The following is a 12,465-nucleotide window of genomic DNA, read 5'->3' on the forward strand; positions in this document are numbered from 1 at the left end:
CCGGTTGGATCTCATCGGGCCTCGCTGCGGCGGGGCCTTTTTTATTTGCCGGCGCGGGGCTGACGTGGTGAACTTGGCGCCTGACCTTTTCACTGCATCATAAGGGAGGCGCCATGTTCAGGGCGTTATTGATAGCGTGTTGCCTGACCAGTTTTCCGGCGTTGGCGGACGGTGGCGCCGCTATCGGCGAGCTGGTGAACCAACGGCTGTCGTTGATGAAAGACGTGGCCGGTTACAAGGCGCAGCAGCATTTGCCGATCGAAGATCTGGCGCAGGAGGCGAAGGTGTTGGCCAACGCGCAGGCGGAAGCGGGGCGTTTGGGGCTGGAGCCGGCGTCGGTACGGCCTTTTATCACCGCGCAGATGAACGCCGCCAAGGCGATTCAGTACCGCTATCGCGCCGACTGGTTGGCGAGCCCGGAAAGCGATTGGCAGCCGCGTCCGCTGGCGCAGGTGCGGGTGCAGATCGGGCAATTGATCAGCCGGATACTGCAGCGTTTGGCGGCGCGGCTGCGCGCCGGCCCGCTTGACGCGGCGGATCGGGCGGCGTTTATGGCGTCCGTGGAACAGGTGAATCTCAGCGCCGCCGACAAGCGGCGGCTGGCGGATGCGCTGCTGGCGGTCAAAGCCGACAGCGCGCGCTGATCGTCAGTCGCGGCCGACGGTGCTGCGGCGGAAGGTCAGCATCCGGCTGCGGTTGGCGATGAGATCCACGTTGTAACCGCGGAAATAGAGGCAAAAGCGTTTCAACCACGGGCCGTCCTGGCACTCCACCAGCATGCGTCCCTGGCCCAGCGGGCTGAGCGTGCCGGTCTGCGCCGCCGGGCCGACGCCGATATGCACCCGATTGCCGCGAATTTCAAAGGCGGTGCGATAGTGCGGGTGGTACCACAGCCCCTGCACATGCTTCAGGCAGTCGCCGTTGGCCGTGACCGGCAGGAAACGGCGCGCCACATGCCCGACTTCGCCCTCTACCGCTTCGCCGGTCCACTTCAGCCTGATGGGCATATGGGCGGATAACGACACCGCGTACCCGTCCTCCCCTTGATACAGCGGTTCATCGCTGCCCAGATAGGCCAGGTTACCGTTTTTGACTTCCAGCCAGTGCGGCTCCGCCAGCGTGGCGTAGAGGCCGTCGGGGATCGCCGCGCTGCGCTGCGGCAGCGGCTCGCCCAGCAGCGTCGCCATCACCTGCAAGGCCATGCCGAAACTGTCGCAATCTTCGCGGTTGGCCACCAGCGCGACGCCGGCCTGACGGTCGGGCGCCAGCAGGAAATAGGTTTTGTAACCGGCATGGGAGCCGCCGTGGCCCAGCAGGCTGCGGCGACCCAGCGGCGTGCGCGCCAGCCCCAGGCCATAGGCGCTGAGTTGGCCCTGATTGAGGCGGCGCGGCGCGCTGAGCTGCGCCAGCACGCCCTGGCCGGGGCCTTGGTCCGCCAACAGCGTTTGCAGCCAGCGGGTGAGGGCGTTGACGCTGCCGGTCAGGCAGCCGGAGGCGGAAAGGTGCAGGCCGGCGCTGGCGTGTTGCCAGCCCTGCGGCGCCCGCCAGTAACCCGGCACCAACCCCGGCACCACGTCGAACCAGCTTTCCGGCGCCCGCATCTGCACCTGCAGCGGCTGGGCGATATGCCGTTGCACCAACTGGTCGAAATCATACCCTTTGCTGCGCAGCGCGGCCTCCAGCAGCCGATAACCGGTATTGCTGTAGGCGATCTCGCTGCCGGCCTCATAGTTCAACCTTTCCAGCCCCTCGACAAACTGCATCACCGGCTGCGCCTCGCTGACGGCGTGCAGCGATATGCCCAGCAAGCCGAGTGTTTCGCGCACGTCAGGCAGGCCGCCGGTCATGTCCAGCGCCTGGCCGACGGTAACGTCCGCCAACGCGGGCTGCAGGGCGGGGAGCAGTTCACCCAGGCGTTGCTCCAGCCGAACGGCGCGATCGGTGGCGTTCAGCGCCAGCGCGGCGAAGATATGCTTGGTCACTGAGGCGTAGCGCACCACGCTGTCGGCGGTGAAGGGGGTGTTCTGCGCCAGATCGGCCAGGCCGGCGCAGGCGGTGGCGCGGAGTTGTTCGGCGTCAAACAGGGTGATGGCGCCGCCGGGTTCGCCACGCCGTTGCCAGCCGGCCAGCAGTTGTTCGGCGACGGCGCCGGCAGCGCGCCAGTTTAACGGTGTTACAGACATAGGGCCTCCAGAGAGATATTCGAAACGGGCCAGTTGGCCACAGGCCGCCCGGTGCTGACGATGAACACGGGCTTTTGGGCTGATTGTGGCGCAGTGCGTTTTTCGTCGGCCGCTGTTTTGTGCGCTGTTTGGACCAGTTAGCGGGGAATCACGCGAAACTTTGATATAGCGCGCAGATTGCTGCTGGCGTTGCGGTTAAAGGCAGGAGAAAAACAGGCGCCCGGCGGCGCCTGTAAAGGGGGATCAGTTCAGCCTGGCGGCACCGTCCAACAGGCTTTCAACCATCTGCTTGAGCAGGCGCTGCAGCGAGGCGGCGCGCTGCGGTTCGAACGCGAAAGGATACTGTTCGGACATGTAGTTGACCTGCGCCAGCTCGAGCTGGATCGCATGCTGTTGCTGCTGCGGTTGACCGTAGGCGCGGGTGATGTAACCGCCCTTGAAGCGGCCGTTCAGCACGTGGGTGTACTGCTGTTGCTGCTCGCAGCAGGCGACCAGCCGATCGCTCAGCGCCTGGGCGCAGCTTTCGCCGCCGTTGGTGCCGAGGTTGAGATCCGGCAGTTTGCCGTCGAACAGCCGCGGGATCACCGAGGCGATGGAGTGCGCGTCGAACAGCAACGCATAGCCGTGCCGCGCTTTGAGGCGCGCCAGCTCGTTCTGCAGCTGCTGATGATAAGGTTGCCAAATCTGCTGCAGATAGCCGGCGCGTTCTGTGTCCGTCGGCGCTTTGCCCGGCAGGAAGCTAGGGCGGCCGTCGAACAGCACGTCGGGATACAGACCGGTGGTGGCGGTGGTGTACAGCGGTTTGTCATCCGCCGGGCGGTTCAGATCGATGACGAAGCGCGAATAGTTGCCGACCAGCACGCTGGCGCCCATCGCCCGGGCGAAGTCGTACAGCTGCGGAATGTGCCAGTCGGTATCGGGCAGCGGGCGGGCGTCGTCGGTCAGCCCGGCCTCGACCGCCGGCGTCAGTTGCGTGCCGGCGTGCGGGATGCTGATCAGCAGCGGCAGGCTGCCGGTCTGGAAGCTAAAAGGATCGCGAATGGTCATTGACGTACTTCTCCTCGGAAAATCACCGTACAGGGCAGCTGGCCGCCCAACCAATAAGCCAGTTCCGCCGGCCGCGACAGCGGCCAGTGAACGAAGTCCGCCACCTTGCCGGTTTCCAGTGTGCCGTGGCTGTGTTGCAGCCCCAACGCTTTGGCGGCGTGGGTCGTGACGCCCGCCAGCGCTTCTTCCGGCGTCAGGCGGAACAGCGTGCAGGCCATGTTGATCATCAGGCGCAGCGACAGCGCCGGCGACGTGCCGGGATTGGCGTCGCTGGCGAGCGCCATCGCCACGTTGTGTTTGCGGAACAGCTCTACCGGCGGGCATTGGGTTTCACGCAGCAGGTAGTAGGCACCCGGCAGCAGCACCGCCACGGTGCCGGCGTCGCCCATGGCGCGGGCATCTTGTTCGGTGGCGTATTCGAGATGGTCGGCGGAGAGCGCGTGATGGCGCGCCGCCAGCGTGCTGCCGCCAAGGGCGGAGAGCTGTTCGGCGTGCAGTTTGACCGGCAAACCGGCGGCTTCGGCGGCGGCGAAGACTCGCTCCACCTGCGCCGGTGAGAACGCCAGATGTTCGCAGAAGGCGTCAACCGCATCCGCCAGGCCGGCGGCGGCGGCCTGCGGGATGATGGTATCGCAGACCAGATTGATGTAGTCGTCGGCGCGGTTGGCGTATTCCGGCGGCAGCGCATGGGCCGCCAGACAGGTGGTTTTCACCTCGACCGGCAGCAGCTCGCCCAGTTTGCGCGCCACCCGCAGCATTTTCAGCTCGCTTTCCGGGCTGAGACCGTAGCCGGATTTGATTTCCACGCAGGTGACGCCTTCCGCCAGCAGCGGACGCAGGCGGAACAGCGCCTGTTCCAGCAGCAGCGCTTCGTCGGCTTCGCGGGTGGCTTTCACGGTGGAGATGATGCCGCCGCCCTGCGCGGCGATGTCGGCGTAGCTTACGCCGTTCAGCCGCTGTTCGAATTCGCCGCTGCGATTGCCGCCGAACACCAGGTGCGTGTGGCAGTCAACAAAGCCGGGGGTGATGATGCCGCCGTCGAATTTCACCGTTTCGTCCGCGATCAGGCCGGGCGGCAACGCCGCATGTTCGCCAATCCAGACGATCTTGCCGTCGCGTACGGCGATCGCGCCGTCGGTCAGGGTGTGATATTTGCCGTCGCGCATGGTGACGATATCGGCGCCGTGCCACAGGCTGTCACAGTGAATCTCAGACGTCATTGCTTTCCTCCGCCGGAGCCGCAGCTCCCACATGGTTGTATATACAATTAAAAACAACCTAACGCATTCATCGGGATGTCACAAGAGGCGGGAGAGATTTTGTTATCAGGATGTGATCGACCGCGGAGATGCGGGCGCAGGGGCGCCCGCCGGGGATCAGACTTCGCTGGTGAAGCGGCCGAACAGCTGGTAACGGCTGCCGGGGTACAGCAGCCGGGCCGAGGTCACCACGGTTTTGCCGGACCAGGTGCGGCGGTGGATCAGCAGGCCGGGTTCGTGGTCCTCCAGCTGCAGCAGCTCGCGTTCACGTCGGGTCGGGATCACCGCTTCGACGATGTGTTCGCCGGCGGTCAGCGGCGCGGCCTGCGTCAGATAGGTGTAGGGCGTGACGCGGTCGAAATCCTGCTTCAGGTAATCCGGCGCTACCAGCGGATTGACGCAGCGGTCTTCCACCTGCACCGGCACGTCGTTTTCGTAATGCACGATCTGCGAATAGAACAGCCGTTGGCCTGGCTGGATGCCGAGCGCCGCCGCCTCTTCCTCGCTGGCCGGGCGGGCCTTCAGCTCGAGGATTTTGCTGCTGTGGCGATGACCGCGCGCGGCTATCTCATCGGCGATGTTGTGCACTTCAAGCAGCGCGGTGTGCGCCTTGGCTTCGGCGACGAAGGTGCCGACGCCCTGCATGCGGATCAGAAAACCTTCGCTGGTCAGCTCGCGCAGCGCGCGGTTGATGGTCATGCGGCTGACGCCCAGTTCCGCCACCAGTTCACTTTCGGAGGGCACGCGCTGGTGCGGTTGCCAGTGCCCCGCACGGATTTGATTCACGATCGCCTGTTTGACCCGTTGGTAGATCGGGGCGGGGGCATCGCTCATTGCAGCCGCCAGTTGTAACACGGTCTGTTGTTCAGCCACGACGTTAACCTCGTCAAATAAAAAAATAATAACACCAGTTTACTGTTGATGTCGGCGTATGTATATGTATATACAACTAGTGGCCGTCGCGCCAGAAACTTGCCGGCGACCGCCAAAAATTCCTGAAGACGCGCCATCGCCGCGCCTTATTCGCCGTTACATTAACCGTGGAATACTGCCATGCCTGCTTATTTTGCCCCACGCGCTTTGCTCCCTGAGGGCTGGGCGCATAACGTCCGGCTGGACGTCGATGCGCAAGGTTATCTGACTCAAGTTACCGCCAACGCTGAACCGCAAGGCTGCACCCGGCTGCACGGCGATGCGGTGCCGGGCATGCCGAACCTGCACTCCCACGCCTTTCAGCGCGCGATGGCCGGGGTGGCGGAAGTGGCGGGCAACCCGCAGGACAGCTTCTGGACCTGGCGCGATCTGATGTATCGGCTGGTGCAGCGCCTGACGCCGGAGCAGGTGGAGGTGGTCGCCCGTCAACTGTATATCGAAATGCTCAAGGGCGGATATACCCAGGTGGCCGAATTCCACTACCTGCATCACGACGCCGACGGCAAGCCTTACGCCGATCGCGGTGAGATGACCGGCCGCCTCAGCGCGGCCGCGCATCAGGCCGGCATCGGCATGACGATGCTGCCGGTGCTGTACAGCTACGCCGGTTTTGGCGCCCAGCCGGCCCAGCCGGGGCAGAAACGGTTTATCCAGGATGCCGAAGGCTATCTGCAACAGCAGCAGGTGATTGCTCGCCAACTGGCGGATCGCCCGTTGCAGAATCACGGTCTGTGTTTCCATTCGCTGCGCGCGGTGGAACTTGGTCAGATGCAACAGATTTTGGCCGCGTCGGATCGCACCTTGCCGGTGCATATTCATATCGCCGAGCAGCAAAAAGAGGTGAACGACTGCCTGGCGTGGAGCGGGCAGCGACCGGTGGCCTGGCTGTATGACCATCTGCCGGTGGATCAGCGCTGGTGCCTGGTGCACGCCACCCATCTGGATCGCGACGAGCTGGAAGCGCTGGCGCGCAGTCGCGCGGTGGCCGGCCTGTGCCCGACCACCGAAGCCAACCTCGGCGACGGCATTTTCCCCGGCGACGTCTATCTGCAGCAGCAGGGGCGTTGGGGCATCGGCTCCGACAGCCACGTTTCGCTCAACGTGGTGGAAGAGCTGCGCTGGTTTGAATATGGTCAGCGGCTGCGCGATCAGCGCCGCAATCGCCTGACGACACCGCAGCAACCGGCGGTGGGCGATGTGCTGTATCACCAGGCGCTGCAAGGCGGCGCGCAGGCGTGTGGCGCGCCGATCGGCCGCTTGCAGAGCGGCTATCGCGCCGACTGGCTGGTGCTGGACGGCGACGATCCGTATTTGTCGGCGGCGCCGGATGCCTCGATCCTCAACCGCTGGCTGTTCGCCGGCGGCAAAGAGCAAATTCGCGACGTGTTCGTCGGCGGCCGACAGGTGATCGAGCAGGGGCGGCACGCGCTGCAGCAGCAGAGCAGCGCCGATTTCCTGCAGGTGCTGAAAACCTTTCAGCAGGAGGCGTGATGAGCCTGACCCGTTTTAATTTCGCTGGGTTGCCGGTCAGCCCGTGGCGCAACGGCGGCGGGGAAACCCGTGAAATCGTCAGTTGGCCGCCGGGCGAGCCGGATTTCGACTGGCGCGCCAGCATCGCCACCATCGCACAGGACGGGCCGTTTTCCGCCTTTGCGGGCATCGATCGTTCGATCACGCTGCTGGAAGGCGACGGCGTGCGGCTGTTCAGCGCCGGGCATATCGACCATCAGTTGGCGCGTATCGGGGAGCCGTTCGCCTTTTCCGGCGACGTGGCGCTGGAAGCGACGCTGCTGGGTGGCGCCAGTCAGGATTTCAACATCATGACGCGCCGCGGCCGGCTAGCGGCGCAGGTGCAACGCAGCGCCGAGCCGCTAACCTTGCCGCCGGGGCGGGCGGGGGTGCTGTATGTGCTGAGCGGGCTCTGGTCGCTGCCGGGGGGCGGCGAACTGAGCGCGCGCGAGGGTGTCTGGTGGACGGCATCGGCGGCGGGGGGCGACGTGGCGCCGTTGAGGGCCGGCAGCGCCATCCTGTGGGCGGACATCACACCCCGTTAACGCAGAGTAGAGTCCTGCGCCCGGTTATGGGATTATTCACTTTTTCCCATTAATCATAAAGAAGGGCGCATGGCTTCGCTGAAAGACGTCGCAAAACTTGCCGGAGTCTCGTTGATGACGGTGTCCCGCGCCATCAATGATCCCGGCAAGCTGCGGCCGGAAACCTACCGCCGCGTCAAACAGGCTATCGATCGGTTGGACTATGTGCCGGATCTGTCGGCGCGGCGTATTCGCGGTGACGGAAATCGCGTGCAGACGCTCGGCGTGCTGGCGCTGGATACCGCCACGACGCCGTTCTCGGTGGAAATGATCCTGTCGATTGAGAAAACCGCGCGCGAGCGCGGCTGGAACAGCTTCGTCGTCAACCTGTTCGCCGACGACAACGCCGAACAGACCGTCGATCTGCTGCTGGCGCATCGGCCGGATGGGGTGATCTTCACCACGATGGGGCTGCGTGAGGTGACGCTGCCGGCCAAACTGCTGGACAAAAAGCTGGTGTTGGCCAACTGCGTCAGCCCGGCGCATTCGATCGCCAGCTACATTCCTGATGATGAGCAAGGGCAGTATGACGCGACGCGCACGCTGATCGCCAAAGGCTATCGCGCGCCTTTGTGCATTCATTTACCGGCGGATACGCTGGCGGCGGGGCTGCGCCGCCGCGGTCTGGAACGCGCCTGGCGCGAAGCGGGGCGCGATGTTGAACAGCTGCGGCAGTATCATCTCGATCTGAGCGCCGGCGATCAAAGCTATCGCGACTGCGTAGCGTTGCTGGAGCGGCATTTTTCCGCCGGCCGGCGCGATTGCGATGTCGTGGTGTGTGGGAACGATCGGATAGCGTTTCTGGCGTATCAGGTATTGCTGGCGCAAGGTTGGCGGATACCGCAGCAGGTGGCGGTGCTGGGCTACGACAATATGGTCGGCACCGGCGAGCTGTTCCTGCCTGCATTGACGACGGTGCAGCTGCCGCATTATGAACTGGGTCGCCTTGCGGCGCTGCATGTGATTGAGCGGCGGGAACAGCGTGATACGGTGAAAGTGCCTTGCCCGCTGCTGGAACGTGGTTCGCTGTAAGCGCACCGGGGGCATCGCTGCGCGCCCGGTGCTCATTCCCATTACCCCCAGATGCTTGCCAACTGCCATCCCGTGATGGGCTCGAACAGCGCCTGGCCGCCTTCGGCGAACAGGCTGAGGCGGCGATCGCCCGCCGTCGGATAGATGCGGCTGGTCAGGCAGGCCTGCCCCTGATTAACGAAGATCTCCAGTGAGGAGCGATCGATAAAGATCTGCAGCGACAGAATGTCACCCTCCGGCAGCGGCACACTGCGGCAGGTGCACAGCGCCGGGTGTTCATTAAAACGCTCCAGCACCAATCGGTGTGACTGATTGTCGACGAACAGCCGCGCCGCACTCCCAATGGCCAGACCGTACCGCTCGGCGTCGCTGTCGGCCGGTCTCAACGTCAGGATGAGCTCCTGCATATCGTTCGTCAGCGGCAGATGCTGATTGGTCAGCGTCTGCGCCGACAACGTCTGCGATCCTCGGCGCAACGCCGCCAGTTCACGAGCCGGATTCATGCGGACGCTGCCGTCGGCGGCCAGCGTCAGCTCGCGTGGCAGGGTGAGGGCGCCGGCCCAGCGGTGCGCTTTGCTGGGCATCGGTGATTCCCACATATCCATCCAGGCAAACAGCAGCCGACGGCCGTCGGCGGCGGTGAAGGTCTGCGGCGCATAGAAATCGTGGCCGGCATCCAGCTCGCAGAAGGGCTGCGTTACCGTAAAGTCGCCGTCCGGCCGCCAATGGCCGAGCAGATAGCCGCTCTGGAAGCGATTGCGGTAGCGGTAGCCCTGCGCCGCCAGCCCCTGCGGCGAAAACAGCAGCAGGTGTTGCTCCCCCAGCTGAAAGAAATCCGGGCATTCCCACATATAGCCCTGATGCGCCGTTTGCGCGCCGGCCAGCACCCGATCGAAGCGCCAGGCGCGCAGGTCGGTAGAGCGGTACAGGCGCACCTGGCCCAGGCCGTTTTCTTTGGCGCCGACCACCAGCCACCATTCGCCGTTTTCGCGCCAGACTTTCGGATCGCGAAAATGCTGAATGCCGTCCGGCGGGGCCAGTACCGGCCCGTGCTTGACGAAGCGTATGCCGTCTTCGCTGGTGGCCAGACATTGCACTTCCCGCACCTGGCTGTCGTCACCGGGTTCGCCCAACCACACATGGCCGGTGTAAAGCAGCGTCAGCACGCCGTTGTCATCCACGGCGCAGCCGGAAAAACAACCGTCTTTGTCATAGGGCGCATCGGGCGCCAGGGCGATGGGTTGGTGCTGCCAGCGTATCAGATCGCGGCTGGTCGCATGCCCCCAGTGCATGGGGCCCCAGTGTTCGCTATAGGGGTGATGCTGGAAGAACGCATGATAGACGCCGTCAATACAGATCAGGCCGTTGGGATCGTTGATCCAGCCGGCGGCCGGTGCGAGATGGAACTGCGGATAATAATCGTCTCGGCGCTCTGCGCGCAGGGCTTCGACCGCATGGTCGGCTTGAGCTAAAGCAGTGTTCATTGGACAGACTCACTTGATTTAATGGCGGATGGAAAGGGCGTTGCCGTGGCGGAGCGTTCGCCGCGCAGCAAGAAACAGGAGACAAGCGTGGTGACGGCGACCGCGCAGCCCATCAGCAGATAGGTGTCGGCAAAGCCGATGCGGTCATAACCGTAGCCCGCCAGCGGCGACAGGAAGCTGGCCATCACCTGGGTGATGAACTGGAAGCCTACCAGGTACAGCGTGGAGGAGAGTCGGCTGTCGAAGCGGCTGGCGATGTATTTGAAGATAGCGATCAGCAGGATTGGCAATTCTACGGCGTGCAGCAGTTTCATGGCGGAGATCATCAGGGCGCCGCTGACCAACCCGGAACCGAACATGCGCAGCGCCATCACGCTGCCCGCCAGCAACAGCCCCTGCTTGGCGCCGATACGGTTCACCAGCAGCGGGGCCAGGAACATGCCGCCGGCTTCGAGGAAGACCTGCAGCGAGTTGAGAAAACCGTACATCTCGTTGCCCTGTGCGCGAGAAGCGAACTGTGAAGCGAAGTAGACAGAAAATTGCTGATCGAAAACGTTGTATACGCTGATCCCCAGCACAAACACTACCAGCGCCCAGAAGCCCGGCATGCGCAGCAGCGCCAGCGCGTCCTGCAGCCGCAGGTTCTCCGGTTTGCCGAACGCCAGGCCGGCCATGGCGTTCGGCTTCAGCTCGCGCACCTGACTGAGCAGCAACAGGAACACCACGGCGGCGGCGGAGGCCAGCCAGAAATTGATGTTCGGGTTGATATTGAAGATAAAACCGGCCACAAAGGTGGCGCTGGCCCAGCCGAGCGAGCCCCACATGCGGGCGCGGCCGAACTCGAAACCGCTGATGCGGCTGACGCGCTCGGTATAAGACTCCAGCGCGCCGATGCCGGCGAAGAAGGTCGCGCCGATGAACACCCCGCCGACCAAAGCGCCGAGCGGCAGGCTGCTCGCCAGCAGCGGGGCATAAACGTAGATAAAGAACGGGCCGGTCAGCAGCAGCATCACGCCGAGAAACTGCAGCAGGTGTTTGCGCAGCCCAAGTTTGTCCTGAATAAAGCCGTACAACGGCTGTGCGCACAGCGCCACCAGCGAGATGGCGGAGAAGATCAGGCCGGTCTCGGCGCCTTTCAGCCCGATCTTTTGATTCAGCCATAGCGAGATCAGCGAAAAGCTGGAAGACCAGGTGAAGAAAAAGAAGAACAGCAGGCCGCTGAGCAGCACGTAATATTTTTTAGTTTCGCGGTTCATGGGTAGGGCCCCGGTGAGTGAAGTTAGCTCTATTGTTAACGTTAACTCGCGGATGGATGAAGCTGTCAGTTATCACTCATGCGATGTTAATCACAAAAGTTAACGTTAACATTGTTGATTTGTGATACTTCTCACGCAGAGGCGCGGATTAACGGGGGTGGTTACTCCTCCTGAGGGGCGACATAAAACGGCGGCGATTGGCCGGCGGCCGCAAAGCGGGCGATCAAGAAATCCAACAGCAGGCGCACGCGCGGCGGCTGATAGGGCGAGCGGCGAAACACGGCGTAGATCCCGGCGTCATGCGGGGTGAAGTCAGGAAGAATGACTTTCAGCCGCCCGGTGCGGATATCGTCCGCCGCATCCCAGATGGTTTTACGCGCGATGCCGTGCCCCGCTAAAGCCCACTGGCGCGCCAGCGCGCCGTCATTGGTCTCCCAGGCGCTCTCCAGCGGCACCGTGTGGCTCCAGGCCTGGCCGTCCTGGGAGAAATAGAACGTATTCAGCGGGCCGGCTGCGGTCACCAGTACGATAAAACGATGGCCGTTGAGATCGGCCGGCGTGCGCGGCACGCCATGTTGCGCCAGATACGCCGGAGAGGCGCACAGCACACGTCGGCTGTCGGCCAGGCGCCGCGCAATGAGCGTTTCTTCGCGCGGCGCGCCGAAACGAATGGCGATATCAAGATCGTCTTGCAGCAGGTTGGATAGGGAGTCCGACAGTGTCAGTGCGATCTGCAACCGGGGATGTTCGGCGCAAAATTCTTCAACCCACTGATTGAGAAGGTTGCGCCCGAAATCGGCGGAGGCCGAGAGGCGAAGTTTACCGCACACGCCGCTTTGGCTGGCCTGCAAAGCCGCCTCGCCGTCGGCAATCGCCTGCAACGCGAGAGTGCAGTGTTGCAGATAAATGCGTCCTTCTTCAGTGAGACGCAGGCGGCGAGTGGTGCGTTCAAAGAGTTTACTGTGCAGCGCCGCCTCCAGCTTGAACATCCGCGCGCTGGCGGCGGCGGGGGAAAGGCCGAGTTTGCGGCCGGCGGCAGAAAGGCTGCCCGACGCCGCCGCTTCGGCAAATAAACGCATGTCGCCCAGTCTGTCCGTTGCCATTTTTATCAATCTGAATTTGAAAATAATTCAAATGGTAGGCCAATTATCAATCCGTATGCAAGGTGAGACGCTGAT

General features: G+C 63.6%; 11 protein-coding genes. 4 read left to right on the forward strand and 7 right to left on the reverse strand.

Annotation, left to right across the window (positions count from 1 at the left end):
• Positions 1-113 precede the first annotated feature (113 nt).
• The gene (locus ACMGG9_RS09565) at positions 114-644 is read left to right on the forward strand and encodes a chorismate mutase (protein WP_414162114.1); all 531 of its coding nucleotides are present in this window, start codon (positions 114-116) and stop codon (positions 642-644) included.
• Between the two features lie 3 nt (positions 645-647).
• On the opposite strand, the gene ACMGG9_RS09570 is transcribed toward ACMGG9_RS09565, so the two are convergent.
• The 4 genes from ACMGG9_RS09570 to hutC all read right to left on the reverse strand — a co-directional run bounded on the left by ACMGG9_RS09570 (position 648) and on the right by hutC (position 5,362).
• Complete coding sequence (locus ACMGG9_RS09570; protein ID WP_033652094.1) at positions 648-2,183, reverse strand: serine hydrolase domain-containing protein; 1,536 nt, start codon at positions 2,181-2,183, stop codon at positions 648-650.
• Between the two features lie 243 nt (positions 2,184-2,426).
• Entirely contained in the window at positions 2,427-3,230 is an 804-nt protein-coding gene (gene hutG, locus ACMGG9_RS09575) for an N-formylglutamate deformylase (RefSeq protein ID WP_108680572.1), read from the reverse strand.
• Positions 3,227-4,450 (reverse strand): imidazolonepropionase, encoded by a 1,224-nt coding sequence (gene hutI, locus ACMGG9_RS09580; protein ID WP_123061638.1) that lies wholly within the window; start codon positions 4,448-4,450, stop codon positions 3,227-3,229. The genes hutG and hutI overlap by 4 nt, the downstream gene beginning before the upstream one ends.
• Before the next feature lie 156 nt (positions 4,451-4,606).
• Positions 4,607-5,362, reverse strand: coding sequence for a histidine utilization repressor (gene hutC, locus ACMGG9_RS09585; protein ID WP_033652097.1), 756 nt, complete (start codon positions 5,360-5,362; stop codon positions 4,607-4,609).
• A 180-nt stretch (positions 5,363-5,542) separates the two neighbouring features.
• Here hutC and ACMGG9_RS09590 point away from each other — a divergent pair, with 180 nt between their 5' ends.
• The 3 genes from ACMGG9_RS09590 (at position 5,543) to ACMGG9_RS09600 (ending at position 8,547) form a co-directional block, all read left to right on the forward strand.
• Positions 5,543-6,913: a formimidoylglutamate deiminase gene (locus ACMGG9_RS09590; RefSeq protein ID WP_414162115.1), complete on the forward strand. Its 1,371-nt coding sequence runs from the start codon at positions 5,543-5,545 to the stop codon at positions 6,911-6,913.
• Positions 6,913-7,476, forward strand: a complete 564-nt coding sequence (locus ACMGG9_RS09595) for a HutD family protein (RefSeq protein WP_033652099.1) — start codon at positions 6,913-6,915, stop codon at positions 7,474-7,476. The genes ACMGG9_RS09590 and ACMGG9_RS09595 overlap by 1 nt, the downstream gene beginning before the upstream one ends.
• Positions 7,477-7,545: 69 nt before the next feature.
• Positions 7,546-8,547 carry a LacI family DNA-binding transcriptional regulator gene (locus ACMGG9_RS09600; protein WP_033652100.1) on the forward strand — a complete coding sequence of 334 codons (1,002 nt, stop codon included), beginning with the start codon at positions 7,546-7,548 and terminating at the stop codon, positions 8,545-8,547.
• 41 nt (positions 8,548-8,588) lie between these two features.
• Here ACMGG9_RS09600 and ACMGG9_RS09605 read toward each other — a convergent pair whose 3' ends face one another.
• The 3 genes from ACMGG9_RS09605 to ACMGG9_RS09615 form a co-directional block, all read right to left on the reverse strand.
• Positions 8,589-10,031, reverse strand: a complete 1,443-nt coding sequence (locus tag ACMGG9_RS09605; RefSeq protein WP_414162116.1) for a glycoside hydrolase family 32 protein — start codon at positions 10,029-10,031, stop codon at positions 8,589-8,591.
• Complete coding sequence (locus tag ACMGG9_RS09610) at positions 10,028-11,287, reverse strand: MFS transporter (RefSeq protein ID WP_042784312.1); 1,260 nt, start codon at positions 11,285-11,287, stop codon at positions 10,028-10,030. Before ACMGG9_RS09610 ends, ACMGG9_RS09605 begins: the two co-directional genes overlap by 4 nt.
• Before the next feature lie 161 nt (positions 11,288-11,448).
• The gene (locus tag ACMGG9_RS09615; RefSeq protein ID WP_033652103.1) at positions 11,449-12,390 is read right to left on the reverse strand and encodes a LysR family transcriptional regulator; all 942 of its coding nucleotides are present in this window, start codon (positions 12,388-12,390) and stop codon (positions 11,449-11,451) included.
• Between the last annotated feature and the right edge of the window lie 75 nt (positions 12,391-12,465).

It is taken from the genome of Serratia sp. BNK-10 (assembly GCF_047456065.1).
Lineage (GTDB): Bacteria > Pseudomonadota > Gammaproteobacteria > Enterobacterales > Enterobacteriaceae > Serratia > Serratia ureilytica.

Bases quoted from the DNA above. Each gene is read 5' to 3' on its own strand.
- ACMGG9_RS09565 (WP_414162114.1), top strand. From the start codon at position 114: ATGTTCAGGGCGTTATTGATAGCGTGTTGCCTGACCAGTTTTCCGGCG.
- ACMGG9_RS09570 (WP_033652094.1), bottom strand. From the start codon at position 2,183: ATGTCTGTAACACCGTTAAACTGGCGCGCTGCCGGCGCCGTCGCCGAA.
- hutG (WP_108680572.1), bottom strand. From the start codon at position 3,230: ATGACCATTCGCGATCCTTTTAGCTTCCAGACCGGCAGCCTGCCGCTG.
- hutI (WP_123061638.1), bottom strand. From the start codon at position 4,450: ATGACGTCTGAGATTCACTGTGACAGCCTGTGGCACGGCGCCGATATC.
- ACMGG9_RS09590 (WP_414162115.1), top strand. From the start codon at position 5,543: ATGCCTGCTTATTTTGCCCCACGCGCTTTGCTCCCTGAGGGCTGGGCG.
- ACMGG9_RS09595 (WP_033652099.1), top strand. From the start codon at position 6,913: ATGAGCCTGACCCGTTTTAATTTCGCTGGGTTGCCGGTCAGCCCGTGG.
- ACMGG9_RS09600 (WP_033652100.1), top strand. From the start codon at position 7,546: ATGGCTTCGCTGAAAGACGTCGCAAAACTTGCCGGAGTCTCGTTGATG.
- ACMGG9_RS09605 (WP_414162116.1), bottom strand. From the start codon at position 10,031: ATGAACACTGCTTTAGCTCAAGCCGACCATGCGGTCGAAGCCCTGCGC.
- ACMGG9_RS09610 (WP_042784312.1), bottom strand. From the start codon at position 11,287: ATGAACCGCGAAACTAAAAAATATTACGTGCTGCTCAGCGGCCTGCTG.
- ACMGG9_RS09615 (WP_033652103.1), bottom strand. From the start codon at position 12,390: ATGGCAACGGACAGACTGGGCGACATGCGTTTATTTGCCGAAGCGGCG.